This is a genomic window from Glacieibacterium arshaanense (assembly GCF_004681125.1).
GTDB classification, from domain to species: Bacteria; Pseudomonadota; Alphaproteobacteria; order Sphingomonadales; family Sphingomonadaceae; genus Polymorphobacter_A; species Polymorphobacter_A arshaanense.
Window position 1 is genome coordinate 37,582 of the sequence record NZ_SIHO01000002.1, and the last position, 26,862, is coordinate 64,443.

The 26,862-nt window shown below is 64.0% G+C and carries 19 protein-coding genes, 4 tRNA genes and 3 rRNA genes; 17 read left to right on the forward strand and 9 right to left on the reverse strand.

The window, feature by feature from the left end:
* Positions 1 to 146 precede the first annotated feature (146 nt).
* From EUV02_RS06400 to EUV02_RS06435, 8 genes are all read left to right on the forward strand, one after another.
* Positions 147 to 872 carry a haloacid dehalogenase type II gene (locus tag EUV02_RS06400; RefSeq protein ID WP_135245441.1) on the forward strand — a complete coding sequence of 242 codons (726 nt, stop codon included), beginning with the start codon at positions 147 to 149 and terminating at the stop codon, positions 870 to 872.
* Between the two features lie 134 nt (positions 873 to 1,006).
* Positions 1,007 to 1,432 (forward strand): CBS domain-containing protein, encoded by a 426-nt coding sequence (locus EUV02_RS06405; RefSeq protein ID WP_135245442.1) that lies wholly within the window; start codon positions 1,007 to 1,009, stop codon positions 1,430 to 1,432.
* 675 nt (positions 1,433 to 2,107) lie between these two features.
* Positions 2,108 to 3,592: ribosomal RNA gene (locus EUV02_RS06410) — 16S ribosomal RNA — on the forward strand.
* A gap of 171 nt (positions 3,593 to 3,763) precedes the next feature.
* Positions 3,764 to 3,840 (forward strand) — tRNA-Ile (locus EUV02_RS06415).
* Between the two features lie 38 nt (positions 3,841 to 3,878).
* Positions 3,879 to 3,954, forward strand: a tRNA-Ala gene (locus EUV02_RS06420).
* Positions 3,955 to 4,227: 273 nt separating this feature from the next.
* Positions 4,228 to 7,023, forward strand: a 23S ribosomal RNA gene (locus tag EUV02_RS06425).
* A 94-nt stretch (positions 7,024 to 7,117) separates the two neighbouring features.
* Positions 7,118 to 7,232 (forward strand): 5S ribosomal RNA (gene rrf / locus EUV02_RS06430).
* The 16S, 23S and 5S rRNA genes sit together here with 3 tRNA genes alongside, the layout of an rRNA operon.
* A gap of 92 nt (positions 7,233 to 7,324) precedes the next feature.
* Positions 7,325 to 7,401 (forward strand) — tRNA-Met (locus tag EUV02_RS06435).
* A 66-nt stretch (positions 7,402 to 7,467) separates the two neighbouring features.
* Here the strand turns inward: EUV02_RS06435 and EUV02_RS06440 are convergent.
* From EUV02_RS06440 to EUV02_RS06460, 5 genes are all read right to left on the reverse strand, one after another.
* Positions 7,468 to 8,280: a TorF family putative porin gene (locus tag EUV02_RS06440; protein ID WP_135245443.1), complete on the reverse strand. Its 813-nt coding sequence runs from the start codon at positions 8,278 to 8,280 to the stop codon at positions 7,468 to 7,470.
* A complete protein-coding gene (locus EUV02_RS06445) occupies positions 8,165 to 9,433 on the reverse strand; it encodes a S8 family peptidase (protein WP_135245444.1) in 1,269 nt (422 codons plus the stop codon). Before EUV02_RS06445 ends, EUV02_RS06440 begins: the two co-directional genes overlap by 116 nt.
* Positions 9,433 to 10,098, reverse strand: coding sequence for a hypothetical protein (locus EUV02_RS06450; RefSeq protein ID WP_135245445.1), 666 nt, complete (start codon positions 10,096 to 10,098; stop codon positions 9,433 to 9,435). Before EUV02_RS06450 ends, EUV02_RS06445 begins: the two co-directional genes overlap by 1 nt.
* Positions 10,095 to 10,625: an RNA polymerase sigma factor gene (locus tag EUV02_RS06455; protein WP_341533701.1), complete on the reverse strand. Its 531-nt coding sequence runs from the start codon at positions 10,623 to 10,625 to the stop codon at positions 10,095 to 10,097. The genes EUV02_RS06450 and EUV02_RS06455 overlap by 4 nt, the downstream gene beginning before the upstream one ends.
* 145 nt (positions 10,626 to 10,770) lie before the next feature.
* The gene (locus EUV02_RS06460; protein ID WP_135245446.1) at positions 10,771 to 11,214 is read right to left on the reverse strand and encodes a PaaI family thioesterase; all 444 of its coding nucleotides are present in this window, start codon (positions 11,212 to 11,214) and stop codon (positions 10,771 to 10,773) included.
* A 163-nt stretch (positions 11,215 to 11,377) separates the two neighbouring features.
* On the opposite strand from EUV02_RS06460, the gene EUV02_RS06465 reads away from it, so the two are divergent.
* Positions 11,378 to 12,352: an NADPH:quinone oxidoreductase family protein gene (locus EUV02_RS06465; protein WP_135245447.1), complete on the forward strand. Its 975-nt coding sequence runs from the start codon at positions 11,378 to 11,380 to the stop codon at positions 12,350 to 12,352.
* Position 12,353: 1 nt separating this feature from the next.
* Here EUV02_RS06465 and EUV02_RS06470 read toward each other — a convergent pair whose 3' ends face one another.
* From EUV02_RS06470 to serS, 3 genes are all read right to left on the reverse strand, one after another.
* The gene (locus EUV02_RS06470) at positions 12,354 to 13,220 is read right to left on the reverse strand and encodes a peptidoglycan DD-metalloendopeptidase family protein (RefSeq protein WP_243445802.1); all 867 of its coding nucleotides are present in this window, start codon (positions 13,218 to 13,220) and stop codon (positions 12,354 to 12,356) included.
* A gap of 40 nt (positions 13,221 to 13,260) precedes the next feature.
* Complete coding sequence (gene surE / locus EUV02_RS06475) at positions 13,261 to 14,049, reverse strand: 5'/3'-nucleotidase SurE (protein ID WP_135245448.1); 789 nt, start codon at positions 14,047 to 14,049, stop codon at positions 13,261 to 13,263.
* Positions 14,050 to 14,123: 74 nt separating this feature from the next.
* Positions 14,124 to 15,404, reverse strand: coding sequence for a serine--tRNA ligase (gene serS, locus EUV02_RS06480; protein ID WP_135245449.1), 1,281 nt, complete (start codon positions 15,402 to 15,404; stop codon positions 14,124 to 14,126).
* Between the two features lie 224 nt (positions 15,405 to 15,628).
* On the opposite strand from serS, the gene EUV02_RS06485 reads away from it, so the two are divergent.
* The 5 genes from EUV02_RS06485 (at position 15,629) to EUV02_RS06505 (ending at position 20,319) form a co-directional block, all read left to right on the forward strand.
* On the forward strand, positions 15,629 to 16,303 hold the full coding sequence (locus tag EUV02_RS06485; protein ID WP_135245450.1) for a zinc-ribbon domain-containing protein: 675 nt from the start codon (positions 15,629 to 15,631) through the stop codon (positions 16,301 to 16,303).
* 16 nt (positions 16,304 to 16,319) lie between these two features.
* On the forward strand, positions 16,320 to 17,282 hold the full coding sequence (locus EUV02_RS06490) for a 2OG-Fe(II) oxygenase (protein ID WP_166430539.1): 963 nt from the start codon (positions 16,320 to 16,322) through the stop codon (positions 17,280 to 17,282).
* Positions 17,283 to 17,307: 25 nt separating this feature from the next.
* Positions 17,308 to 18,528: an acyl-CoA dehydrogenase family protein gene (locus tag EUV02_RS06495; protein WP_135245452.1), complete on the forward strand. Its 1,221-nt coding sequence runs from the start codon at positions 17,308 to 17,310 to the stop codon at positions 18,526 to 18,528.
* A gap of 103 nt (positions 18,529 to 18,631) precedes the next feature.
* Positions 18,632 to 20,146, forward strand: a complete 1,515-nt coding sequence (locus tag EUV02_RS06500) for an acetyl-CoA acetyltransferase (RefSeq protein ID WP_135245453.1) — start codon at positions 18,632 to 18,634, stop codon at positions 20,144 to 20,146.
* An 86-nt stretch (positions 20,147 to 20,232) separates the two neighbouring features.
* Positions 20,233 to 20,319, forward strand: a tRNA-Leu gene (locus tag EUV02_RS06505).
* 56 nt (positions 20,320 to 20,375) lie between these two features.
* Here EUV02_RS06505 and EUV02_RS06510 read toward each other — a convergent pair.
* Positions 20,376 to 21,149 (reverse strand): SDR family NAD(P)-dependent oxidoreductase, encoded by a 774-nt coding sequence (locus EUV02_RS06510; RefSeq protein ID WP_135245454.1) that lies wholly within the window; start codon positions 21,147 to 21,149, stop codon positions 20,376 to 20,378.
* A gap of 189 nt (positions 21,150 to 21,338) precedes the next feature.
* Here EUV02_RS06510 and EUV02_RS15625 point away from each other — a divergent pair, with 189 nt between their 5' ends.
* From EUV02_RS15625 to EUV02_RS06520, 3 genes are read left to right on the forward strand one after another with little or no spacing between them, the layout of a single operon-like run.
* Positions 21,339 to 22,100 carry a hypothetical protein gene (locus tag EUV02_RS15625; protein ID WP_166430540.1) on the forward strand — a complete coding sequence of 254 codons (762 nt, stop codon included), beginning with the start codon at positions 21,339 to 21,341 and terminating at the stop codon, positions 22,098 to 22,100.
* Entirely contained in the window at positions 22,000 to 23,529 is a 1,530-nt protein-coding gene (locus tag EUV02_RS15775) for a Y-family DNA polymerase (RefSeq protein WP_207790134.1), read from the forward strand. The genes EUV02_RS15625 and EUV02_RS15775 overlap by 101 nt, the downstream gene beginning before the upstream one ends.
* The gene (locus EUV02_RS06520) at positions 23,526 to 26,726 is read left to right on the forward strand and encodes an error-prone DNA polymerase (RefSeq protein WP_207790135.1); all 3,201 of its coding nucleotides are present in this window, start codon (positions 23,526 to 23,528) and stop codon (positions 26,724 to 26,726) included. The genes EUV02_RS15775 and EUV02_RS06520 overlap by 4 nt, the downstream gene beginning before the upstream one ends.
* The last annotated feature ends 136 nt before the right edge of the window (positions 26,727 to 26,862 follow it).

The window sequence follows — 26,862 nt, forward strand, 5'->3', positions numbered from 1 at the left end:
GCCCTGTTTGTGAAGATACGGCCATTGTGCAGGGTTCAGCGACCGGTGGCAATTTGCGCGCCCGTGGCGTGACGCCGCAACCGCCAGCCTTGCCAGCCGCGAATCGGGCTGACATGCCTGTCGCACTGCAAGCGATGGAGTGACCCTTGTCCGTTCTTCCCAAGGCGCTGGCCTTTGACGTCTTCGGCACGGTCGTCGACTGGCGCGGCAGCATTGCGCGCGAAGCGGCGCCAGTGTTGGTGGCGGCCGGGCGCAGCGATATCGACCCGCACGCTTTCGCCGACCAGTGGCGCGCACGCTATGTCCCGGCGATGCTGGCGGCCAACAAGGCGCGGGCGGCATCCGAATCGACGGCGTTCGTCAAACTCGATTCGTTGCACCGGACGATGCTCGACGATCTGCTTGCCACACTCGACATCGATCTCGACGACTCGACCCGCGCCGAACTGACGCGCGGCTGGCACCGGCTCGACCCCTGGCCCGATACCGTCGCGGGGCTGACGCGACTCAAGAGGCGCTTTCCAATCGTTACGCTGTCGAACGGCAATATCTCGATGATGGTGGCGATGGCGCGTCGCGCCGGCCTGCCCTGGGACGCGATTCTCGGTGCCGAGGTTGCGGGTGCCTATAAGCCGGCAGCACAGACTTATCAGGCCACCGCTGCTGCGCTCGATGTGGCACCCGGCGAGCTTTGCCTTGTCGCGGCCCACCACGCCGACCTCGCGGCGGCGCGCAAGGCCGGGCTGATGTGCGCGTTCGTCAGCCGGCCGATGGAATATGGTGGCCGCCCGGCGCCCGATCGCGATGCGGTGCAGGCATGGGAATATAGTGCCACCAGCTTTACCGACCTCGCCGACCAGCTCGGCTGCTAGCCGGCACGGCGCGACCCGCTCTTTACCTTGCCGCCGAATCGGGTGACACTCACCCTAAGTGCTGCGACCGGGATGTCCGACACCCCGTAACGCGGCCGGCGAGCGATGGACCAACAGTGCATGGGGAGCGCGGCATGTCGGTAGGATCGATCATTTCAGGCCGAAAGCCGGTTATCGGCGTCAGCGGCGAATCGCAGGTCCGCGCGATTGTCGCGTTGCTTTACGAACACCGAATCGGCGCGGTTCTGGTCATGGACGGTGGCGCGATTCGCGGAATCGTCTCCGAACGCGACATTGCAGCGGGGCTGCACACCCATGGCGCGGCGATTCTCGACACCCCCGCCGCCGACGTCATGACATCCCCGGTACTGACGCTGCCGCCACAGGCGAGCATCGCCGAAGCGATGTCGGTGATGACGAATCGCCGGATTCGCCACCTCCCGGTGGTCGAAAATGGCGAGCTGATCGGGCTGGTGTCGATCGGCGACCTGGTGAAGCGCCGCATCGAGGATGCCGAGCAGGAGGCTTTGTTGCTCAAGGACTATATCGCAACAGCCTGAAACTGCGCGTCAGGGGCATTTCAACACTGGAATCATGCGCGGGCCTGGAAAGTTCCCGATTATTTTATGGTGCAATGCAGAAAGGTGTTGCCAAGCCCATGGCCCCGGCCTAGATGACCGCTCCCGGCAACGGGCGGCGCGGTTCTTCCGGGCAGCCAGTTACCCCGGTAGGCCAGAGAAGCCGACCAAGCCCCTGTAAAGGCTAGGTTCATTTTCCAGCCTAACGGAGCAGGGAATTTTGAACTGAAACGGTTTCGACCAAAAAAGTTCAAAAAAACGGTTGACGGGAAAAGAGACACGGCCCATAAGCCGCTCCCGACGCCGAGACGAACCAGCGGGTTCGCTTCGGGTTTCGAAAAATTAGTCACTCGGGTCTCCCCGTTATTCACGGGGACCAGAGTGATGTCGCTCTTTCTCATTGTAGGTTGAATGAAGGGACATGTGGGCGGCGGTCCATGGCTCCAAGCGTACAAGGGCTTGGTCGTCATGGTTAAAACACGCCTCCTATATGTCTTAAACTACCACAAGCACTATCGGCTTGAGGTTGGTGGCTTCGGTCACCGATCACAGGTCTAAGAAATGCTAGAATAGTTTTGTGCAATTAGGACGCTCCTTGAACGGGTCGTCATTGGTCCAGCGGACTTCGGTCAGCTGGGGTGGTGATGCTTCGGACATTAACTTGAGAGTTTGATCCTGGCTCAGAACGAACGCTGGCGGCATGCCTAACACATGCAAGTCGAACGAAGCCTTCGGGCTTAGTGGCGCACGGGTGCGTAACGCGTGGGAATCTGCCCTTAGGTACGGAATAACTCATGGAAACGTGTGCTAATACCGTATGATGTCTTCGGACCAAAGATTTATCGCCTAGGGATGAGCCCGCGTTGGATTAGCTAGTTGGTGAGGTAAAGGCTCACCAAGGCGACGATCCATAGCTGGTCTGAGAGGATGATCAGCCACACTGGGACTGAGACACGGCCCAGACTCCTACGGGAGGCAGCAGTGGGGAGTATTGGACAATGGGCGAAAGCCTGATCCAGCAATGCCGCGTGAGTGAAGAAGGCCTTCGGGTTGTAAAGCTCTTTTACCCGGGAAGATAATGACTGTACCGGGAGAATAAGCCCCGGCTAACTCCGTGCCAGCAGCCGCGGTAATACGGAGGGGGCTAGCGTTGTTCGGAATTACTGGGCGTAAAGCGTACGTAGGCGGCTTTCTAAGTCAGAGGTGAAATCCCACGACTCAATCGTGGAACTGCCTTTGAGACTGGATCGCTTGAAGATGGGAGAGGTAAGTGGAATTCCGAGTGTAGAGGTGAAATTCGTAGATATTCGGAAGAACACCAGTGGCGAAGGCGGCTTACTGGACCATTCTTGACGCTGAGGTACGAAAGCGTGGGGAGCAAACAGGATTAGATACCCTGGTAGTCCACGCCGTAAACGATGATAACTAGCTGTCGGGGCTCTTAGAGCTTCGGTGGCGCAGCTAACGCATTAAGTTATCCGCCTGGGGAGTACGGCCGCAAGGTTAAAACTCAAAGGAATTGACGGGGGCCTGCACAAGCGGTGGAGCATGTGGTTTAATTCGAAGCAACGCGCAGAACCTTACCAGCGTTTGACATGGCAGGACGATTTCCAGAGATGGACTTCTTCTCGTAAGAGACCTGCACACAGGTGCTGCATGGCTGTCGTCAGCTCGTGTCGTGAGATGTTGGGTTAAGTCCCGCAACGAGCGCAACCCTCGTCCTTAGTTGCCATCATTTAGTTGGGCACTCTAAGGAAACCGCCGGTGATAAGCCGGAGGAAGGTGGGGATGACGTCAAGTCCTCATGGCCCTTACACGCTGGGCTACACACGTGCTACAATGGCGGTGACAGTGGGCTGCAAACCCGCAAGGGTGAGCTAATCTCCAAAAGCCGTCTCAGTTCGGATTGTTCTCTGCAACTCGAGAGCATGAAGGTGGAATCGCTAGTAATCGCGGATCAGCATGCCGCGGTGAATACGTTCCCAGGCCTTGTACACACCGCCCGTCACACCATGGGAGTTGGATTCACCCGAAGGCAGTGCGCTAACCGCAAGGAGGCAGCTGACCACGGTGGGTTTAGCGACTGGGGTGAAGTCGTAACAAGGTAGCCGTAGGGGAACCTGCGGCTGGATCACCTCCTTTCTAAGGATTGGGTGGAAAGCGCCGGCGCTTTAAGTGCCAGAATGCTTCTTCCCTTTTCAAAGAACATTACCGCCGCCCTCATGTCCCTTCATCCTGGAAATCGCTGAGCACTCCACTCATTGTAGTGGCGCGTTTATGCTCCGCCGGCGCTTGCGCTGGTGTTGCGAGCATGGGCCGGTAGCTCAGTTGGTTAGAGCACACGCTTGATAAGCGTGGGGTCGGAGGTTCAAATCCTCCTCGGCCCACCATGTTTCAGATTGGCGCACGCAAGTGCAGCCTTTCAAATGGGGCCTTAGCTCAGTTGGGAGAGCGCTAGCTTTGCAAGCTTGAGGTCATCGGTTCGATCCCGATAGGCTCCACCAAATTTGCACTGAAGCAGATGCAGCTCACCAATCATTCGACCAGGATGAAGCAACCAGTTTTACGGGCCTTGCCCGTGAATACCGGTCGCCAGCTCAGGCTGACGACCATCTTTGACATTGTGAATGGGTTTAGTGAAATCGAGGCCGGAAATCCGGTGTACGTGCTGCCTTGGCGCGGAACACCGAGAGGAACGGTTTAATGACGATTGACGAACCATAATTATCTGCGTCAGCGGAGCCTTTGGGCAATGCTGTCGTTGATGGTGTGGTTTTCAAGCGTGAGGTAAGGGCATTTGGTGAATGCCTTGGCATGCACAGGCGATGAAGGACGTGGCACGCTGCGATAAGCTGTGGTTAGTTGTGAGCAAACTTTGACCCACAGATTTCCGAATGGGGAAACCCAATCTCTCTGTCAAATTTGATCGCAGGTTTTCGGATCTGCGATGAAGTTTGGTGGTGAGATTATCCTATGATGAATACATAGTCATAGAGAAGCAAACCCGGGGAACTGAAACATCTCAGTACCCGGAGGAAAGGACATCAACCGAGACTCCGTTAGTAGTGGCGAGCGAACGCGGACCAGGCCAGTGGCCAACAATAAGTCAGCAGAACTGGATGGAAAGCCAGGCCATAGCGGGTGACAGCCCCGTATGCGTCAGCGAATTGTTGGTCCTTGAGTAAGGCGGGACACGTGAAATCCTGTCTGAATATGGGGGGCCCACCCTCCAAGCCTAAGTACTCGTGCATGACCGATAGTGAACCAGTACCGTGAGGGAAAGGTGAAAAGCACCCCGATTAGGGGAGTGAAACAGTACCTGAAACCGAATGCCTACAAGCAGTTGGAGCTCCCTTGAGGAGTGACAGCGTACCTCTTGTATAATGGGTCAACGACTTAATATGTCATGCAAGCTTAAGCCGTTAGGTGGAGGCGCAGCGAAAGCGAGTCTGAATAGGGCGAATAGAGTATGACGTATTAGACCCGAAACCCGGTGATCTAGGCATGACCAGAATGAAGGTGCGGTAACACGCACTGGAGGTTCGAACCGGTTAACGTTGAAAAGTTATCGGATGAGTTGTGTTTAGGGGTGAAAGGCCAATCAAACCGGGAAATAGCTGGTTCTCCGCGAAAACTATTGAGGTAGTGCCTCAGATGATTACCGCACGGGGTAGAGCACTGGATGGGCTAGGGGGTCGCGAGATCTACCAAACCTAACCAAACTCCGAATACGTGCGAGTACAGTCTGGGAGACAGACGGCGGGTGCTAAGGTCCGTCGTCGAGAGGGAAACAGCCCTGACCAACAGCTAAGGTCCCCAAATCGTGTCTAAGTGGGAAAGCATGTGGAAGTCCCAAAACAACCAGGAGGTTGGCTTAGAAGCAGCCATCCTTTAAAGAAAGCGTAACAGCTCACTGGTCTAGATAAGGACTTCTGCGGCGAAGATGTAACGGGGCTCAAGACACGTACCGAAGCTTTGGGTGTGCATTTATGCACGCGGTAGCGGAGCGTTCCGTAAGCCTGTGAAGCGGTCTGGTAATGGGCCGTGGAGGTATCGGAAGTGCGAATGTTGACATGAGTAGCGATAAACAGTGTGAGATGCACTGTCGCCGAAAGCCTAAGGGTTCCTACGCAAGGCTAATCCGCGTAGGGTGAGCCGGTCCCTAACACGAGCCCGAAGGGGGTAGTGGATGGAAATACGGTTAATATTCCGTAGCCTGGAGATGTGTGACGGATTCCTTATATTGTCTGGTCTTATTGGATTGATCAGGCTTTGACGGGGTCCCAGGAAATAGCCTCTCCGTATAGACCGTACCCGAAACCGACACAGGTAGGCTGGTAGAGTATACCAAGGCGCTTGAGAGAAGGGTGTTGAAGGAACTCGGCAAATTGCCTCCGTACCTTCGGAAGAAGGAGGCCCGATATAAGCGCAAGCTCTTATCGGGGGCACAGGCCAGGGGGTAGCGACTGTTTAACAAAAACACAGGGCTCTGCTAAGTCGGCTTCAAGACGACGTATAGGGTCTGACGCCTGCCCGGTGCCTGAAGGTTAAGTGGAGGGGTGCAAGCTCCGAAATGAAGCCCAGGTAAACGGCGGCCGTAACTATAACGGTCCTAAGGTAGCGAAATTCCTTGTCGGGTAAGTTCCGACCTGCACGAATGGCGTAACGACTTCCCCGCTGTCTCCAACACCTGCTCAGCGAAATTGAATTCCCCGTGAAGATGCGGGGTACCCGCGGTTAGACGGAAAGACCCCGTGCACCTTTACTGCAGCTTCAGAGTGGTATGGGAAATGAACTGTGTAGCATAGGTGGGAGGCTTTGAAGCTTGGGCGCCAGCCCGGGTGGAGCCACCAAGTGAAATACCACCCTGTTCGTTTCTTATATCTAACCTGCATCCATGAAACTGGATGAGGGACCCTCTGTGGCGGGTAGTTTGACTGGGGCGGTCGCCTCCTAAAGAGTAACGGAGGCGCGCGAAGGTTGGCTCAGGACGGTTGGAAACCGTCTGTTAGAGTGCAATGGCATAAGCCAGCCTGACTGTGAGTCCGACGGGACGAACAGAGACGAAAGTCGGTCATAGTGATCCGGTGGTCCCTCGTGGACGGGCCATCGCTCAACGGATAAAAGGTACGCCGGGGATAACAGGCTGATAACCCCCAAGAGCTCATATCGACGGGGTTGTTTGGCACCTCGATGTCGGCTCATCACATCCTGGGGCTGGAGCAGGTCCCAAGGGTTTGGCTGTTCGCCAATTAAAGTGGTACGTGAGCTGGGTTCAGAACGTCGTGAGACAGTTTGGTCCCTATCTGCCGTGGGCGTCGAGATTTGAGAGGAGTTGTCCCTAGTACGAGAGGACCGGGATGAACATACCTCTGGTGGACCTGTCATTGTGCCAACAGTGCAGCAGGGTAGCTATGTATGGACGGGATAACCGCTGAAAGCATCTAAGCGGGAAGCCTCCCTCAAGATTAGATCTCATCGAGTCGTGGAAGACCACCACGTTGATAGGCCGGATGTGTAAGCGCGGTAACGCGTTCAGCTAACCGGTCCTAATTACTCTGATCACGCTTGGAGATCCCACCGTCATCGACAGCATTGTCGTGAAGGTGGTTTGTCAAAATCATCGTCAACTCGATTTCACACCCAATTTCCGTGCCGGCTTCATAGCTTGGTGGTCATAGCGTTTGTGCCCCACCCGATCCCATCTCGAACTCGGCCGTGAAACCAAACAGCGCCAATGGTACTATCGCTCAAGCGATGGAAGAGTAGGACGCCGCCAGGCTTTGCAGCCGGCATGGAAATTGAGTAAAAACGAACCCATTCACGAATTCAATCGCGGTGCCGCATAAGTGTCACCGCGATTTGTCTTGTTGGCGCGGGGTGGAGCAGCCCGGTAGCTCGTCAGGCTCATAACCTGAAGGTCACAGGTTCAAATCCTGTCCCCGCAACCACATCAAAAAGCCCGTCAGGCTCATCCCTGACGGGCTTTTTTGCTGTTAGTTGCGCCCGCTGGGGCGTCAGAACGCGACGCCGAGCGAACCGACGATCTTCTGCATCACGTCAGGATCGTCGATCGTCTTACCCTGCCCGACCCAAGCCACCGTGGCGGCGACCGGGCCAATGCTGCGGGTCACGCCGAGCTGCCAGTCGATCAGCACCAGGCTCGCATGGTCAGGGCCAGGCGTGCTGGGGGGGAGCATCCCGCCCAGATGGACCGCAACCGACCATTTGTTGCGGTTGAACGGTGTGGCGTTGACCTCGAAATAGGCCGCCGGTGCGCCGGGGCCGCCGTAGTTGGGCGACATGAACAGCCGCGCGCTGAGGTTCTGGATCGACACGCCGATATAGGCTTCGACAAAATCATCGGCATAATCGTTCGTCGCATATTGCGTGTAATAGCGATGGACGATGCCGGCATCGACCGACACGCCGCTGTCCATGCGATGCGCGATACCCAGATACTGGTTCGAACCGTTGACGACCGGGCTCGGGCTGCCGCCAAAGGCGGTGGCAAGCGTGACACCGCCATAGATGCCGTGGCCGAACTCGGCCGAAACCCCCAGAGACAGCGCCGGATCGCCATTGCTGACGCTATAGCCGCGGAACATGTCGTCAGTGGCCAGACTGATGGTTCCGGCAAGCTGGGCTTGCGCTGCGGCCGCGCCGGCAAGCCACAAGCCGCCCGCGATGGACCATACTGAAACTTTCGCGCGGCTAACGCGCCAAAGAGCAACTCCCGTCAACGAGCGACCCGGCGCGCGCCAACGCTGCACACGCGTCGATCTCGCCGCGGCCGCCCAACGCTGTCGAGGTCGCGACATGCGTACCATTGGCACGATTTGTCTGCTGAATCAGGGCCACCAAGCCGCTGACATGCGCGGCCGCGTAAGAACTGCCGTTCACCAAATACCATTTACCGCCCGGCTCCGTTGTCGGGACATCCGCTCCGGGGGCTATGTAGACGTGCGCGTGTTGCGGCGACAAGCCTTTCTCAGCAACCGCGATGACACCGGGGACCGAGGCCGGGAAGCCATTGTCCTTGCGTGACGAATCAACGGCCGCCACGACATCGGCACCGCGCGACAGACTAATGCCGATCAGCGCCGCGATCAGCCGGTCGTCCGGACCGCTCAGGCTCAGGTTGATGATGTTTGCGCGACGCTCGATGGCGAAGCTCAGCGCCTTGGCGATGCTCAAGCTGTCGCACACCGTGCCGCCGCCGGGTCGCTCCCAGCAGGCGCGCAACGCCATGACGCGTGCGCCCGGGGCCACACCGACGATGCCGACGCTGTTGTTGGCACGCGCCGCAATGATGCCTGCAACGCCAGTGCCATGACGTTCGGCGGCGCGGTTGGCCTCGCCGGCGAAATTCTCGCTTGTGCTGATCTGACCGGCGAGATCGGGGTGCGCCGCATCGACGCGGCTGTCGATGACCGCGATGGTGATGCCGCGGCCGGTGGCAAAGTCGTGCAGCCGGTCGAGCTGCCATTGCTGCGACGCCGGCTGCGCCGCGTAGAGCTGGTCATTGGGGCCAGCCGACATCGGTACCGCCTTGGCGCCTTCGACATGGAAGCGGTTGATCGGCTGCGACCAGGCGACATCGGGCAGCGCTGAAAGTTCGGTCGTGACGGTTTCGAGCGACCGCCCGACGGGGACTTCCATTATGACGCAGTCGATGCCCAGCACGGGCATCGGCCAGTTTTCCACCAAATGCAGTCCGTGCTCCTTGGCGATGCGGCGTGCTTCGCGCATCCGCGCCGCCTGCCCTACGGCGTCGCCATAACCGCCGCCGCCATAGTCGGCACCGGCGTGGAAATGTTCCGCGCCCAGCTTGAGCATCACAAGGATACGCCGGTCATCGGCCTCCGGCGCTTGTGCAACCGCAGCTGCAGGCGCTTCCGCTGCATGCGCCGCAACGCCCGGCAGCATCGCTGACAACAGCGCTGCGGCAAAGACGGCCTTGCGGTGATCCCGATTTGCCATCAGCCGGCGCTATCGATCGGCGCGGCCATCGTCACTTCGGGCAATGCCCGCAGGCGTGCCAGCACCGCGTCGCGCTGTGCCGGCGCAACCGCGACGCGCCACGCGCCAGCCTCCGACGGCCCGGCGACCAACTGCGCGCCCGAATGCGCCAGCAACTGCTTCGCATCGGCGGCACTAGTCGTGGCGCGGAACATGACGATGCCGTTGGCGCTGGTATCCTGATTGGCATTGCCGAGCGCGCGATACTGCGCATCGGGGCTGTCGGCACCCGGCGCCATCATCCACCAGCCGGTGGCGAGACCGCCCAGTCCGACAACCAGCGCGACCTGCGCGGCGACGCGCGACAGATTGCCCGACCAGATGCGGCGCACCGGTGCCGGCTGCTTGCGCGCGCGTGCGGCCGCAAAGTCGATAACGTCCGCGGTCTGCGGCGCGACATTTGCCGGGGCCGGATCGACCAGACCGAGACGCATCAACAGCTCATCGGACACCTGCGCATCGATGGGATAGGCGGCGCGCACAAGATCATCGGCGGCCGCCAGCGCGGCAACATGGTCGGCAAACACCGGGTCACTGGCCAGTGCCGTCTCGATATCGCGCGACTGCTCTTCGTCGGCCGCACCGTCGAGCCATGCCGAAATCATTTCGTCGGAAGGAATGGTCATGCGTCGGCCTCCCACGGGCGGCGGTTGACATGCTGCGCGATGCTGCGTCGCGCACGCGCGATGCGGCTCATCACCGTGCCGATCGGAATCTCAAGAATGTCTGCCGCATCCTTGTACGACTGACCGTCGATCACCACGAGCGCCATCAATTCGCGCTGCTCTTCGGGCAGCAACGCCATGGCCGCACGCACGGCATCGAGATCCGAACGCGCCTCGAGCCGCGCCAGCACATCGTCGGACGGCAGCACATCGGTCGACACATCGGCACCGGCACCGCGCACGCGATCGGCGCGCGCGCGATCGATGCGGATGTTGCGCGCCATCCGGTACATCCAGCTTTCAAGGCTGGTGCCCGGCTGCCATTGGTCGATGCGCGACAACGCGCGTTCTACCGTGGCCTGCATCAGATCGTCTCCCTGGTGACGCGACTCCGACAATCCGCCGCAGAAGCGGCGAAGCCTTGGGATGAATGCCACGATGCGCGCACGCACATCGTCGGGAACCGGTATGTTGGCTGCTTCAGACACCTTCAGACATCCATCAAACGGATGGCCGGCGGATTTATTCCCGCACCCAAGAAAATTTTCGGAATTTTTTTCACATCGACCTTTGCCGCGCTCGCGGTGTCCCTGTCGATGACCGCTATACCGCGCAGCGGACGCGAATGCCAAATCAACCCGCAGGCAGCATGTAGGTCACGCTCGCCTGTGCCACCGGCCGCGCCACATCGTCGTGCCACAACCGCACATCGATGATCGCCGTGCGCCGCCCGAGATGCAGCAGCGCCGCATCGGCATTGAGTGGCACCAGTGGACAACCGCGCAGGAACTGGATGTTGAGCCCGCTGGTCACCGCCATCGGCACGATGCCGATATGTGCGAGCACCACCGCATAGGCCGCAACATCGACCAGCCCCATCTGCGTCGGCCCCGATATCAGTCCGCCAGGCCTCAGCGTCTTTTCGCTGGGCGCCAGCTGCAGCTGCGCGAAACCGGGCCGCAGCGCGACAATCGCGGCAATCTCGCCCGGCGCGCGGCCGGGGAAAGCCTCGACCAGAAATGCACCGAGTTCGGCGGCGTCGAGGCGGAGTGTGTCGAGCGATGGGCGTGAAGACATGGCATGGGCATAGCGGCTGCAGGGCATCCAGAGAAGGGCCTCCGGCGGGCAGGCCTGAGGCCTGCACCCTTTTGAAGAGCGCCAAACAAACGGGTGCAGGGACTAGTCCCTGCCCGCCGGAGGCCCTTCCCGAACCGACTTTTCCTCCGCTATGGTCGCCCCCATGAAAGCCATATCCGCCGACAAAATCGATTCGCTCGCCGATTATGCCGAAGTCGAGCTGCCTATCCCCGAACCCGGCGCCGGGCAGGTGCGCATCCGCGTTGCCGCGGTGAGCATCGGCTATGTCGATGCGCTGTTGGCGCTCGGCCGCTATCAGGTCAAGCCGCCGTTGCCGCATGTGCCGGGTGCCGAGGTCGCGGGTGTTGTCGATGCGCTGGGCGAGGGTGTCACCGGCTTTGCGGTGGGTGACCGGGTGATGGCACTCGCCGGACGTGGTTTTGCCGAGTTCGCGCTGGCGCCGGCGGCGCTGACGCGGCGGCTGGGCGATGATGCCGGCTTTGCCGCCGGCGCGGCGCTGCCGCTCAACTATCTGACGGCGCTGCACGGGCTGGTGGACCGCGGTACGCTCAAGGCGGGCGACACGCTCCTGGTGTTCGGCGCGGCGGGCGGTGTCGGCATGGCGGCGGTGCAGATCGGCAAGCTGCTCGGCGCGCGCGTCATTGCGGCGGCATCGACGCCGGAAAAGCGCGACTTTGCGCTGGCGCAGGGTGCCGATGCGGCCATCGATACCGCGGTCGAAGGCTGGCGCGACCGGCTGAAGGCCGTGCTCGACGGAAAGCCGCTCAATGTCATTTTCGATCCGGTTTGTGGCCCGCTGTTCGAGGCGGCATTCCGTTCGTTGGGCTGGGGCGGGCGGCATCTGGTCGTCGGCTTTGTCGGCGGCCCGATTCCGGCGCTGCCGAGCAACCTGACGTTGATGAAGGGCGCCGGGCTGCTCGGCGTCGATGTCCGCCAGTTCATGCTGTTCGAGCGCGGCCGCGTTGCCGAACACCTCGATACGCTCGCCGACTGGCTGGCGACCGAGCGCATCGATCCGCCGGTCGGCAAGACGTTCGCGTGGGCCGATTACGGTGCGGCGCTCGAAAACGCCTTCGGCGGTCAGGCGGTCGGCAAGACCATCCTGACGGTGAGCTGAGCTAGCCGCGCGGCGGCAAGTAGCGCAGCGGATCAACCGCCGTGCGCCCGCGCCGCACTTCGAAATGTAGCTGCGGTGTGTCGACAGCGCCGCTCGCGCCGGCGCGAGCGATCGGCTCGCCGGCACGCACTTTGGTGCCGAGCGTCACCAGCAGTGCTTCATTGTGCGCATACGCCGTCACCCAGCCGCCGGGGTGCTTGATCAGCAGCAGATTGCCGAAGCCGGGGATCGCATCGCCGGCATAGGCGACGGTGCCATCGGCGGCCGCACGCACTGCACCGCCCTTGGTGACCTTCAGGTTGATGCCGTCATTGTAGCGGCCGCCGGGCTTGGCGCCGAAGCTTGAAAGCAGTCGCCCCTCGACCGGCCAGACCAGCGCGATACTGGCGGTCGGCGCTTCTGCGGACGCGGCGCTCGGGGCCTTCGATGTCGTGACCGGCTTTTCGGCGGGCGCCGAGCCGGTGATCAGGTCATCGATGTTGACGCTGAACGCCGCCGCGCGCTGTTCGACGGTCATGTTGGCGGTCGCGGCCGCCGCCGCCTTGGTCGACGGCAGCAGCAGCTTCTGCCCGACTTCCAGCGCATAGGGCGGCTTGAGCTTGTTCGCGGCGACGACCTTCGACCACGGCACGCCGTAAGCCTGCGCGATGGCAATGCCGGTTTCGCCGCGCTTGACGGTGTGCAGCCGCCCGCCCGGCACGGTCACGGCATCGGGCACGACCTTCGCGGGCTTCCACGCCGGTTTGGGTGCCGGTGCGGCGGGCGCAGGTTTGGGTGCGGGGGTTACCGCCGGCGGCGGCTTTGGCGTCGAGCACGCGGCAACCGCCAGCACCAGCATCAGCAACAGGGGACGGGGTGCGCGGCTCACCCGGCCACATTAGCCGCGAACCGCGTTCAAGGGAATCGCCTTACGCTGGGCGCACGGCCTCTTCCATGCCCGCCATCGCGTCGCGCAGGCTCGCCATCGTCGCATAGTGCGTCAGGTCGAGGTGTAGCGGCGTCACCGAAATGCACGCCTCACGCATCGCCTTGAGGTCGGTTTCATGCCCGGGTGCGGCCACTTCGCGGCCATAGCCGAACCAGTAATAGGCAAAACCGCGCGGATCGATGCGTTCTTCGATGGCGATGTGGCCATAGTCGCGGAAGCCCTGCTCGGTGACGCGCACGCCGCGCACCTCGGCAGCCGGCACCGGCGGGAAATTGATGTTCATCAGCACGCCGGGCGCCGCCGGAATGGCCAGCAAGCGGCGCACGACATCGGCGCCGTACTTCACTGCCGCGCTGAAATCCTCGCGGCCGACGGTATAGTCCGCCATCACCTGGCTGAGCGCGATTGAGCGCACGCCGGCGAGGCAACCTTCCATCGCCGCTGAAACGGTGCCCGAGTAGGTGACATCCTCGGCCAAATTGCCGCCGCGGTTGACGCCTGACAGCAGCACGTCGGGGCGATGGTCCTTCATCACCTGGCCCAGCGCCATCATCACGCAGTCGGTCGGCGTGCCGCGCACCGCAAAGCGCTTGGCGCTGAGCTGGCGCAGCCGGATCGGCGCGGTCAGCGTCAGCGAGTGGCCGGCGCCCGACTGCTCCTCGGCCGGCGCGACGACCCAGACATCATCCGACAACTCAGCGGCGATGGCTTCGAGCACGACAAGCCCGGGAGCTGTAATGCCGTCGTCGTTGGTAACCAGGATGCGCATGGGGAAGTCTTTCAAATGGAGTAGCAGAGCCTTCAATCGGGTGCAGGGCTCAGCCCTGCCCGCCGGAGGCCCTGTCAGGCGTTCGGCACCAGCTTGGTGACGCCGCCCATGTAAGGCCACAACACTTCAGGGATGTGAACCGAACCATCGGCTTGCTGGTAGTTTTCGATGACCGCGACCAGCGTCCGGCCGACCGCCAGCCCCGAGCCGTTGAGCGTGTGAACGAACGCCGTGCCCTTCTCGCCGCGCGCCTTGAAGCGGGCGTCCATGCGCCGCGCCTGGAAGTCACCGCAGTTCGAAATGCTCGAAATCTCGCGAAACGCGTTCTGGCCGGGCAGCCAGACTTCAAGGTCATAGGTCTTCTGTGCGCTAAAGCCCATGTCGCCGGTGCACAGCAGCATGCGGCGGTAATGCAGCCCGAGCTTGTCGAGAATCGCTTCGGCGGACGCCGCCATATATTCATGCTCGGCCGCAGCGGTGTCGGGCGTGGTGATCGCCACCAGTTCGCACTTTTCGAACTGGTGCTGGCGGATCAGCCCGCGCGTGTCGCGGCCCGCCGAGCCGGCTTCGGAACGGAAGCACGGCGTCAGCGCGGTCAGTCGCAGCGGCAGGTTTTCGGCGTCGAGAATGCTCTCGCGCACCAGATTGGTCAGCGACACTTCGGCGGTCGGGATCAGGTAGCGGCCGTCGGTGGTCTTGAACAAATCTTCTTCGAACTTCGGCAACTGGCCGGTGCCGAACAGCGCATTGTCGCGCACCAGCAGCGGCACCACCGTCTCGCTGTAACCGCGCGTTGCGGTCTGCGTGTCGATCATGAACTGGCCGAGCGCGCGGTGCAGCCGCGCCAGCGGCCCCGCCAGCACCGCAAAGCGCGCGCCGGCGATCGCCGCAGCGGCATCGGGGTCATAGCCGAAGCGCACCGCCAGCGTGTCATGTTCGAGCGGCTTGAAGCCGAATTCGGGCTTGGTGCCGTTGACGTGCAGCACGACATTGCCGTGCTCGTCGGCGCCCTCGGGGACGTCGGCGGCGGGCAGGTTGGCGATTTCGGCAAGCGCCGCGGTCATTGCCGCACCGAGGTCGCGGACCTGATCGTCGAGCGCCGGCAGGCTTTCCTTGAGCTCGGCAACCACCGCCATCAGCGCGGCCGCCGTGGCTTCGTCCTTTGCGGCCTTGGCAGCACCAATGGCGCGCGAGGCGTCATTGCGCTGCGCCAGCGCTTCCTGCTGTGTCGTCTGCAGCCCGCGCAATTCGGCATCGAGCGCCAGCAGCCGTGCCGACGCCGGCGCGACCCCGCGACGGGCGAGCGCTGCGTCAAACGCCGCAGGTTCGGCGCGAATGGCTTTGATATCGTGCATGGCGAGAGCCTATGCCGGTGACGCCGCGTTGAATCAAGCCAAGGCGGCATTGTCATTTCGGATGCGTATTTATATGATGCCTGCGAGCGTCCAGGTTGCGCTAGGCGCCGCACCCGTAAAGACTGACCAGATTTAACGCTGTATTAAGGCCCCCGGCCATTGCGACACCTTGCCACTGGCGCCTCCGCCATGCTTATTACGGTCATGTTCTTGAGTGGTACCCGATGATCCTGACTTGCCCCGAATGCGGTGCGCGCTACCGCCTCGCCGATGATGCCATTCCGCCCGCCGGCCGCTCGGTGCAATGCGCCAGTTGCAAGCACAGCTGGTTCGAAGCCGCACCGCAACAGGCAGCTGTCGCCGCCGTCGCCACGCCTCCGGCGCCGACCCCGGTCGCGGCCCCCGCGCCTGCACCGATCCCGCGCCCCGCACCGCCACCCGAGCCCGAAGCGCCGCAGCGCAGCCACTGGTTGTGGACGCTCGCTGCGCTCGTCACCGGGCTGGTGCTGACCGTGCTGGCAGCGTCGGTATGGCGTGCCGACCTGTCGGCGCTCGGCGTGCCGGTGCCGGCCGGTGCGGCGATCGAGACCGCCGCACCGACCACCAGCCCGCTGATCATCGAAGCGACGGTGCAACTGCGCGTGCTGCCGTCGGGCGGCAATTTCATGGCGGTCACCGGCACGATCACCAACCCGACCAAGACCGAGCAGCCGGTCGTGGCGATGGTCGCCGATGTGCTCGATGCACAGGGCAAGGTGCTCGACAGCTGGCCGATTCCGGCGCCGCTGAGCGTGCTGCCGGCGGGTCGCACCGTTGGTTTCGACAGCGCGGCGAGCAACATCGACCCTGCCGCTGCCAGCCTTTCGGTGCACTTCCCCGGTATCAAGCCGCAGCCATGATTTTCGCGCGATGAGCGTGGCAGCGCGCGCAGAGGCGCTGGTTCGCGCCGGCCGTGGGCTGGAGGCGCGCGCGCTGATCGAGGATGCCGCGTTCCGCGGCGACGGCGTCGCGCTGCTGCTGATGGCGTTCTGGCGGCTCTACGGCGTCAACGGGCCGCGCGACTGGGTCGAGATGCACCGGCTGCTCGACCGCGCGATTGCGGCCGGCCACACCCCGGCGCTGACGCTCAAGGCGACGCTGACCGCCAACGGCACCGGCGTCCCCGCCGACTGGGAAGCAGCGATGCGGTTGCTGACCAAGGCTGCCAAGCGCGACGCACCGGCGAAGGCGCAGCTCGAATTGCTCAAGGCACAGGACGCGGTCGACAATGCCGGCGCCGGCCGTGCGCTGCCCGCGCCGCAACGGCTGGCGGATTCGCCTGATGCGGTGCTCTATCCGGGGCTGGTGCGGCCTGCCGAATGTCGCTGGCTGATTGCCGCCGCCACACCCGAAATCCGGCCGTCGACGATCGTCGATCCCGTGACCGGCCAGTCGCGTCCCGATCCGATGCGCCGCGCCGGTGCGACCAACCTCGGCCCCGAACGTGTCGATCCGGTGGTGCAGATGCTTTTGCAGCGGCTGGCGCGCGCCAGCGACACGACGCTGCCGCAGTTCGAAGCGATGGCGGTGCTGCGCTACCAGCCCGGCGACGAATACCGCGACCACCTCGATACGCTGCCCGGCGTCGAAAACCAGCGCCACACGACAGTATTGACCTATCTCAATGATGACTATGACGGCGGCGCTACGGTGTTCCCCGAATCGGGGCTTTCGGTGAAGGGCAAGCGCGGCGATGTGCTGGTGTTTCGCAACCTCGATTCAGCCGGTCGACCCGATCCGGCGACGCGCCACGCGGGCACGCCCGTCACGCGTGGTACCAAATGGCTAAGTTCGTGCTGGATTCGCCAGCGCGCCTATGACAGTTGGAGCGCGCGATAACCGTCCATTATGAGGAAGCGCAAAAATGAACTTTGAATACAGCGACAACGGCAAGGCCTGGCTCGAACGCGTCCGCGCGTTCATGGAACAGCATATCTACCCCAACGAAGCACGGTACGAAGCCGAAGCGTATGAAGGCGACCGCTGGAAAGTTCTGCCGGTCATCGAGGAATTGAAGCCGCTCGCCAAAAAGGCCGGGCTGTGGAACATGTTCCTCAACATCTGCGACCATGACACCGGCGAATGGAAGGGCCCCGGCCTCACCAATCTCGAATACGCCCCGCTCGCCGAAGAAATGGGCCGCGTCGGCTGGTCGTCCGAAATCTTCAACTGCTCGGCACCCGATACCGGCAACATGGAAGTGCTGCGTAGCTACGGTACCGAAGAGCAGAAGCAAAAGTGGCTCAAGCCGCTGATGGCCGGCGAAATCCGCTCGGCCTTCCTGATGACCGAGCCGCTGGTCGCGTCGTCGGATGCCACCAACATCGAAACCAGCATCCGCCGCGAAGGCAACGAATATGTCATCAACGGCCGCAAGTGGTGGTCGTCGGGCGCCGGCGATCCGCGCTGCGCGATCAACATCGTCATGGGCAAGACCGATCCCAACGCGCCGCGCCATTCGCAGCAGTCGCAGATCCTCGTGCCGATGGATGCCCCCGGCGTCATCAAGCTGCGCCCGCTCAAGGTCTTCGGCTATGACGATGCGCCGCACGGCCATTTCGAAATGCTGCTCGAAAACGTCCGCGTGCCGGTCGAAAACATCATCCTCGGCGAAGGCCGCGGTTTCGAAATCGCGCAGGGCCGCCTCGGGCCGGGCCGCATCCACCACTGCATGCGCAGCATCGGTGCCGCCGAAAGCGCGCTCGAAAAGATGTGCAAGCGCCTCAAGGCGCGCGTCGCCTTCGGCAAGCCGGTTTCGGAACAGGGTGTCTGGCACGAGCGCATCGCCGACGCCCGCATCGCCATCGAGCAGGCCCGCCTGCTTACGCTCAAGGCGGCGTACATGATGGACACCGTCGGCAACAAGGCGGCAGCGCGCGAGATCGCGATGATCAAGGTCATCGTACCCAACATGTCGACGATGGTCATCGATATGGCGATCCAGGCACATGGCGGCGGCGGCGTCTGCCAGGACTTCGGCCTCGCCTCGTCGTACGCCGGCCAGCGCACGCTGCGCATCGCCGACGGTCCCGATGAAGTCCACCGCGCTGCCATCGCCAAGGGCGAACTGCGCCGCTACAACTAAGGCCTGAAAGGGCCTCCGGCGGGCAGGGCTGAGCCCTGCACCCAATTGATGGGTGCAGGGTTTAGACCCTGCCCGCCGGAGGCTCTGCCACTTGGAGACTCGCATGCGCGCCAACCCCCGCACCCCCGTCCTTGTCGGCGTCAGCCAATACACCGACCGCACCTCCGCCCCGCAGGACGCACAGTCGCCGCTCGACATGCTCGAAACGGTAGGCAAGGGCGCGTTGGCCGACAGCGGCGGGCACGACATCAAGGTCGATGCGATTGCCGTGGTGCGGCTGTTTGCCGATTCGTCGCCGGCGTTCAAGGCGCCGTTTGGTCGCTACACCAACTTTCCGAAATCACTGGCGAAGCGCCTCGGCCAGGCGCCCAAGCGCCTGCTCTACGGCCCCGTCGGCGGCAACACGCCGCAGATGCTGGTCAATCTGTTCGCCGAAAGCATCCGCACCGGCGAATGCGATGTCGCGTTGCTCGCCGGTTGCGAGCCGCTGCGTAGCCAAGCCAAGGCGCAGAAGGCCGGGCTGGCGCTCGACTGGTCCGAAGACACCGGTGACGAGGCCGAATCGCTCGGCAAGGAACCGACGATGATCTCGCGCCACGAAGCCGCGCATGGCATCATCATGCCGGTCAGCGTCTATCCGATGTTCGAAAACGCGCTCGGCACCTATTACGGCCGCAGCCCGCTTGAACAGCGCGCCGCCATCGGCGCGCTGATGCACCGCTTCACGCAGGTCGCCGCCAAGAACCCCTATGCCGCGCTGCCGATCGAACGCAGCGCCGAGGAGCTGATCTCGCCGGTCGGCGACAACCGCTACATCGGCTACCCCTATACCAAGTACCTCAACTCCAACATGTTCGTCGATCAGGCCGCCGCCGTGCTGCTGATGTCGACGGCCGCCGCCGATGCCGCAGGCGTGCCCGAATCGAAGCGCGTCTATCTGCATGGCAGCGCCGACACGCATGAACATTATCTGGTCAGCGACCGCGTCGATTACCACAGCGCGCCCGCCATCCGCATCGGCGCCGCACATGCGCTCGCGCAGGCCGGCATCACCACCGCCGATATCGGCCACATCGATATCTACAGCTGCTTCCCCTCCGCCGTGGAAATCGCCGCCGACATGATCGGCCTGAAGCACGACGATCCACGCGGGCTGACGCTGACCGGCGGGCTGCCGTATTTCGGCGGGCCGGGGAACAATTATTCGATGCACGGCATTGCCGAGGTCGTGGCGCACTGCCGCGCCAAGCCCGGCAGCTGGGGCATGGTCACCGCCAACGGCGGCTATCTGACCAAGCACAGCTTCGGCGTCTATTCGACCGTGCCGGCGAACGACTGGGTTCGCGATGACCCTGATGTCTACCAGGCAGAAGTCGATGCGTTGAAGGGCCCGCCGCTCAATGAAACCCCCGACGGCGAAGGCGCCATCGAAGCCTTCACCGTGATGCACGACAAGGGCGAGCCCGCCCTCGGCATCATCATCGGGCGCCTCGACTCCGGCGAACGCTTCCTGGCGCAGCTCAAGGACAACCCCGGCGCGCTGATCGATGTGCCGGTCATCGGCCGCCGCATCCGCGTCACCAGCGGCAACCCCGCCAACAGCGCCGTGCTGATTTAGCGCGACAGATGGTTGCATGGCTGTGCGCGGTCTGCTACTCGCGCGCCTCTACCGGACGGGGTCTGACCCCGGATGCAACTGATCGTGCGGTCATGGCGGAACTGGTAGACGCGCAACGTTGAGGTCGTTGTGGGCGAAAGCCCGTGGAAGTTCGAGTCTTCTTGACCGCACCATTCAGCCAGCCGGTCCGGGGTAATCCCGGACCGCGTGACACTTTCAGCAAATCATTTCATGCATTGCGTGCAAACAACCCGCCATCGACGGGGATGACCGCGCCGGTGATGTATGACGCTGCCGGCAGGCACAGGCTCAGCGTGATATGCGCGACCTCCTCGGGCGCGCCGTAGCGCTTGAGCGCGGTGCGGCGCTTGGCGAAGATGACTTTTTTGTCGGCTTCGACGCCGGTGGTCATGCCGGTGTCGATCGGGCCGGGGCAGATGCAGTTGACGGTGATCGCTTCGGGGCCGAGGTCGACGGCGAGCGCACGCGTCAGCCCGGTGACCCCGGCCTTCGCCGCTGCATAGGCGCTGTCATACGCGGTGGCGCCGAGTGCTTCGGTCGAGGCTATGTTGACGATGCGCGGCGACTTCGACTGGCGCAGCCACGGCAAGGCGGCGCGGACGATCCACTGGTGCGCGCTCAGGTTGATGCGCAGCATGCGTTCCCACAGGTCGTCATAGCCATCGCCGTCGATCGCGCTGAAACCGGCGATGCCGGCGTTGTTGACGATGATGTCGATCCCGCCGAAATGCTTTGCCGCCTCGGCCACTGTCGCATCGACCACGGCATGGTCGCCGATGTCGATGGCCCAGCCGCGCGCACTGCCGCCGGCCGCCGCGATATCGGCGAGCACGGCGTCGAGGCCCGCCGCATCACGGTCGATGACCGCGACATGCGCGCCTTCGGCGGCGAACAGCCGTGCGGTCGCGGCGCCCATGCCGCTGGCGCCACCGGTGATGAAGGCGATTGAACCGCGCACCGATCGCGAATTGATGAAAGTCATCGGCAATTGTCTCCCAAGGTCTGTCTGCGTTGAATCGTCAGTACGCTGACAAAGGGGACTGAAAATCGGCGCGCGTCAATCGGCGCTGTCGGGGATTGGCACCGATGCGGCGCGCGCGACGCCAGTGGACTCTGTCGGCGAAAATAGAACATAATAGGAACATTGATACCGATTCGGGCATCTGCCACCATGTTTCAACACGCACCATCTGCTGTCGCCAGACTGCCGCTTGCCGCCCGCGCCGAAGCTTTGCCGGCGCTTGGCGGCGGCCAGTTGCACGAAATCCATGCTGCTGCCGATGACTGGGCGGCAGCGCTGGCGTTTGCGTTTGCGGCGATTGATGCCGCCGGACGGCGACCGGTCATGCTGGTGCATGCCGCGCGTCAGGCGGTGCTCAACATGCAGCCCTACGGCGAGGGGTTGATCGGGCTGGGGCTCGATCCGGCGCGGCTGGTGCTGGTCGAAGCGCGCGACGGCACCGGCCTGCTGCGCGCCGGGCTCGAGGGCGCGCGATGCCCTGGGCTGGCGGCGGTAGTGCTGGCGAGTTGGCGGCGCTTTCCCGAATATGCGCTGACCGCGAGCCGGCGGCTGGTGCTGGCGGCCGAACGCTCGCGCGTGCCGGTCATCATGCTGCGCGGCGATGCGGAGGTGCGCCCCAGTGCTGCGCACCAGCGCTGGCTGGTGCGCAGCGCGCGCGCCAGCCCGCGCGAAGCCAATGCGCCGGGGCTGCCCGCGCTCGATGTCGAGCTGCAGCGGCGGCGCGGCGGCATGTCCGGTGGGCGCTGGCGACTCGAATGGAATGACCAAGATGGATGCTACCGCGAAGCCCCCGACACCGCCCCAACCCCGGATGCCGGCATTCACGACACGCCGCTATCTGGCGCTGTGGTTCGTCTATCTGCCGTGCGAGCGGGCCTTGCCGGCGCTGCCGCCGCCAGCCGCGCCGCCTGAAACCCCCTTCGCGCTGGTGGTGCGCGCCGGCAATGCCTTGCGGCTGTCTGCGGTCGGTGCGGCGGCCGCGCGGGCCGGGCTGGGCGTCGGCATGACGCTTGCCGATGCGCGGGCGCGCCGCCCCGATTTGCTGACGCTGCCGCACGATGCGGCCGCCGATGCCGTGCTGCTCGAACGGCTGGCGGCGCACATGCAGCGCTTCACGCCGATGGTGGCGACCGACCCGCCCGATGGCCTGATCCTCGACATCACCGGCTGCGCGCACCTGTTCGGCAGCGAGGCGGTGCTGGCGGCGCAGGCAGTCGCAGACGCCGGGCTGACGACACGCCATGCCTTTGCCGCGCATGCGGCGGCCGCACGTGCGCTGGCGCGGTACGGACGCGCCGGCGGCGATGTCCGCGACCTGCCGGTGACCGCGCTCGAACTGTCTGCGGACGCGCTGTCGGGGCTGCGCCGTGCCGGGCTGGCGACGCTGGGCGATCTGGCACGGCGGCCAATGGCGGGGCTGGCGGCGCGCTTCGGCGCGGACGCGGTGCAGCGTCTGCGCGCGATAATGGGGGAGGTGTCCAATCCCATCGCCGCGCGCCAGGCAACCGCCGCCATCGGCGCACGCGCGCGGTTTGCCGAGCCGCTGGCGCATACCGAAGCCGTACTCGATGTGCTCGAAGACTTGCTGGTGCAAACCGCGCGCCAGATGGAGCCGCGCCAGATCGGCGGGCGGCGCTTTGTCGTGACGCTTGAACGCAGCGACGGCGCGCGGCGACGGCTGGTAGTCGAAACCGGGTTGCCGGTGCGCGACGCCGCGGTGGTGATGCGTCTGCTGCGCGAACGCATCGACAGCCTGTCCGACCCGCTCGACCCCGGCTTCGGCTTCGATAGCCTGACGCTGGCCGTACCGCGCACCCAGCCACTCGCAGCGCGACAGATTGCGCTCGACAGTGGCGATGGCGCCAGTGTCGGTGACGACAGCGTCGCGGCGCTGATTGACCGGCTGGCGACGCGGCTCGGCCCGGACAACATCTGCCAGCTGCGCCCGCGCGACACGCATATCCCCGAAAGCGCGCAGCAACTGGTGCCCGCCACCGGCGCGGCGGCACCATGGCCTACCACCGCCGGCCGTCCGCTGCGTCCGCTGCTGCTGCTCGACCCGCCCGCCGCGGTCACCACCATCACCAGCTTTCCCGACGGGCCGCCGCAGCGCTTTCGCTGGCGCGGGCAGGTGCATGTCGTGTGCCATGCCGAAGGGCCCGAACGCATTGCGCCCGAATGGTGGCGGCGCCGCGATGGCCATATCCCCGGCCAGCACGGCCTGACGCGCGACTATTACCGCGTCGAGGATGCCGAGGGGCGGCGCTTCTGGCTGTTTCGCCACGGTCTTTACGAAGAACGCAGCGATCCACTCTGGTATATCCACGGGCTGTTTGCATGACCGCGCCGGCCTTTGCCGAGCCCGTCGCCGCGACCGCGTTCAGCTTTCTGCGCGGCGCGTCGCAGCCCGCCGAGATGGTGGCGCATGCGCACGCTCTTGGCATGGCGGGCATCGGCATTGCCGACCGCAACACCGTGGCCGGCGTGGTGCGCGCGCATGTGGCGGCGAAAAAGCTCGGCAATTTCCGACTGATCGTCGGCGCGCGGCTGGTGTTCGCCGATGCGACCCCCGACATCATCGCCTATCCGGTTGACCGCGCCGGCTGGAGCCGGCTGACACGCTTGCTGACGCTGGGCAACCGGCGGACCATCAAAGGCGACTGCGAACTCCAGCTTGGCGACCTGCTCGACCATGCCGCCGGGCTGGCGCTGATCGCCGTCACCGCCGACGCGCCGTTGCTGCACGCGCTGCGCGAAACCGGCAGCCCGGTCTGGCTCGCGGCGCGGATGCTGCGCGCCGGCAGCGATGCACGGCAACTGGCGCGCGCCATGGCGCTCGGGCAGGCCGCCGGCGTGCCGCTGATCGCCACCAACGACGCGCTCTATGCGACCCCCGAATGTCGCCCGCTGCATGACGTGATGACCTGCATCCGCGAAGGCCGGACGGTCCGCACGGCTGGTCGCCTGCTTGCCGCCAATGCCGAACGCCATCTCAAGCCGCCCGCCGAAATAGCGCGGCTGTTTGCCGCCTGTCCCGAAGCGGTAGCAGCAACCGCCGAGCTATTCGGTGCGATCAAATTCAGCCTCGATGATTTGCGCTACGAATATCCGCACGAACCGGTGCCGCCAGGCTGGACGCCGCAGGACTGGCTCGAACATCTGGTTGCGCAAGGCGGCCGCACCCGCTTTCCCGACGGGCTGCCCGATGCCTATCGCGCCACGCTGGCGGAGGAGTTCGAGCTCATCCGCGCGCGGCAGTACGCGCCGTATTTCCTCACCGTCCACGACATCGTGTTTTACGCACGCTCGCTCGATCCGCCGATCCTGTGCCAGGGCCGCGGCAGTGCCGCCAACTCGCTGGTCTGCTATTTCCTCGGCGTCACGCCGATCGATCCGGTGCGCGAGAAGCTGCTGTTTTCGCGTTTCATGTCCGAAGAACGCCACGAGCCGCCCGATATCGATGTCGATTTCGAACACGAACGCCGCGAGGAGGTGATGCAATACATCTACCGCCGTTACGGCCGCGAACGCGCCGGTATCGCCGCCACCGTCATCCATTACCGCCAGAAAAGCGCGATCCGCGAAGTCGGCCGCGCGCTCGGGCTGACCGAGGATGTCACCGCGCGGCTGTCGGGCACCATCTGGGGCCGCTGGGATGCCGACCAGCTCCCCGGACAGCTGCCCGACACGCGGCTGGCCGAAGCGGGCCTCGACGCCGCCAACCCCGAACTCGTCCGGCTGCGCGACATGGTCGAGCGCCTGCTCGAATGCCCGCGGCATCTGTCGCAGCATGTCGGCGGCTTCGTGCTGACCGAAACCCGGCTCGACGAACTGGTGCCGATCCACAACGCCGCGATGCCCGACCGCACCTTCATCGAATGGGACAAGGACGATATCGATGCGCTCGGGCTGATGAAGGTCGATGTGCTGGCGCTCGGCATGCTCACCGCAATCCGCAAATGCTTCGAGCTGATGCGCCGGCACGGGATGGGCGACCATGACCTCGCCAGCGTCCCGCCCGATGACGCGGCGACATTTGCGATGCTGCAGCGCGCCGACAGCATCGGCACGTTCCAGGTCGAAAGCCGCGCGCAGATCGCCATGCTGCCGCGCATGAAACCCGCCTGCCTGTACGACCTCGTCATCCAGGTGGCGATCGTCCGGCCGGGCCCCATCCAGGGCGGTATGGTGCATCCCTATCTGCGCCGCCGCAACGGCGAGGAGCGGGTGGAATATCCCGGCCCGCCGGGCAGCCCCGATGAGCTGCGCGACGTGCTCGAAAAGACGCTCGGCGTGCCGCTGTTCCAGGAACAGGCGATGAAGCTCGCGATAGTCGCAGCGCATTTCACCCCGGCGCAGGCCGACGGCTTGCGCCGCGCCATGGCGACGTTCCGCCATATGGGTACGATGCATCACTATCAGGAGAAGCTCGTCGAAGGCATGGTGACGCGCGGCTACACCCGCGACTTTGCCGAACGCTGCTTCGAACAGATCAAGGGCTTCGGCGAATATGGTTTCCCCGAAAGCCATGCGCAGGCGTTCGGCTGGCTGGCCTATGTCTCGTCATGGCTGAAATGCCATTTTCCGGCGGCCTTCACCTGCGCGCTGCTCAACAGCCAGCCGATGGGATTTTATGCGCCGGCACAACTGGTCGCGGATTGCCGCGCGCACGGCGTCGACGTGCAGCCCATTGATATCGGCATCAGCGACTGGGATACGATACTGGAGGGCGAACGGCGGCTGCGGCTCGGGCTGCGCCAGATCGGCAGCTTCCGCCAGGACTGGGCGCAGGCGATCATCACCGCGCGCGCCGATGGGGCTTTTGTCGATATCGAGAACCTCGCGCGCCGTGCGCAGTTGCCGCCGCGTGCGCTCGAACTCTTGAGCGACGCCGATGCGCTGCGCTCGCTGGGTACGGGGCGCCGCGCGGCAGGCTGGGAGGCACGCCGCATCCCGCCGCCACGCAGCCATCCCGCACAGCTATCGCTGTTCGACGCGATGGCTGCACCCGAACTCGGCACTGAGCCCGATGCCGAACTGCCGCCGATGCATCTCGCCGAAGAGGTGGTCGCCGATTACCAGACGCACCGGCTGTCGCTGCGCGGCCACCCGCTGCAATTCCTGCGCGCCGAACTGACGGCCAGCGGCGTGCTGAGCTGCGCCGCGGTCAACAATGCCAAGGATGGTGCGCGCGTGTCCTGCGCCGGCGCCGTGCTGGTGCGCCAGCGCCCCGGCAAGGGCAACGCCGTGTTCATCACCATCGAGGACGAGACCGGCATCGTCAACGCGCTGCTGTGGGCGAGCGAACTCGAAAAGCAGCGCGCCGCGGTGATGGGCGCGCGGCTGATGGTCATCGACGGCGAGGTTCAGCGCAGCAAGGAAGGCGTCGTCCACCTGATGGCCAAGCGCGTCACCGACCGCTCGGTGCTGCTCGCCAACCTGGGTGCGCGCGGCACTACCCCGGCTGTGCCCGAGCCCATGCGCGGGCGACATCCGCGCGATGTCCGCATTCTGCCGCGTTCGCGTGATTTTCACTGACGCGCCGCCGCAACACCGGCATCGGCCACCGCAGTTACGATACATTAAACGTTATCATCGTAGGCAGGCAGAAGCTGCGCGATGAAGCGCAGACTGGGGCTCTACACGAATCGGCACAATGTCTTGAATTGGCAGG

Bases quoted from the DNA above. Each gene is read 5' to 3' on its own strand.
- EUV02_RS06405 (WP_135245442.1), top strand. From the start codon at position 1,007: ATGTCGGTAGGATCGATCATTTCAGGCCGAAAGCCGGTTATCGGCGTC.
- EUV02_RS06440 (WP_135245443.1), bottom strand. From the start codon at position 8,280: ATGGTACGCATGTCGCGACCTCGACAGCGTTGGGCGGCCGCGGCGAGA.
- EUV02_RS06445 (WP_135245444.1), bottom strand. From the start codon at position 9,433: ATGGCAAATCGGGATCACCGCAAGGCCGTCTTTGCCGCAGCGCTGTTG.
- EUV02_RS06450 (WP_135245445.1), bottom strand. From the start codon at position 10,098: ATGACCATTCCTTCCGACGAAATGATTTCGGCATGGCTCGACGGTGCG.
- EUV02_RS06460 (WP_135245446.1), bottom strand. From the start codon at position 11,214: ATGTCTTCACGCCCATCGCTCGACACACTCCGCCTCGACGCCGCCGAA.
- EUV02_RS06465 (WP_135245447.1), top strand. From the start codon at position 11,378: ATGAAAGCCATATCCGCCGACAAAATCGATTCGCTCGCCGATTATGCC.
- surE (WP_135245448.1), bottom strand. From the start codon at position 14,049: ATGCGCATCCTGGTTACCAACGACGACGGCATTACAGCTCCCGGGCTT.
- serS (WP_135245449.1), bottom strand. From the start codon at position 15,404: ATGCACGATATCAAAGCCATTCGCGCCGAACCTGCGGCGTTTGACGCA.
- EUV02_RS06485 (WP_135245450.1), top strand. From the start codon at position 15,629: ATGATCCTGACTTGCCCCGAATGCGGTGCGCGCTACCGCCTCGCCGAT.
- EUV02_RS06495 (WP_135245452.1), top strand. From the start codon at position 17,308: ATGAACTTTGAATACAGCGACAACGGCAAGGCCTGGCTCGAACGCGTC.
- EUV02_RS06500 (WP_135245453.1), top strand. From the start codon at position 18,632: ATGCGCGCCAACCCCCGCACCCCCGTCCTTGTCGGCGTCAGCCAATAC.
- EUV02_RS06510 (WP_135245454.1), bottom strand. From the start codon at position 21,149: ATGACTTTCATCAATTCGCGATCGGTGCGCGGTTCAATCGCCTTCATC.
- EUV02_RS15625 (WP_166430540.1), top strand. From the start codon at position 21,339: ATGTTTCAACACGCACCATCTGCTGTCGCCAGACTGCCGCTTGCCGCC.
- EUV02_RS15775 (WP_207790134.1), top strand. From the start codon at position 22,000: ATGCCGGCATTCACGACACGCCGCTATCTGGCGCTGTGGTTCGTCTAT.
- EUV02_RS06520 (WP_207790135.1), top strand. From the start codon at position 23,526: ATGACCGCGCCGGCCTTTGCCGAGCCCGTCGCCGCGACCGCGTTCAGC.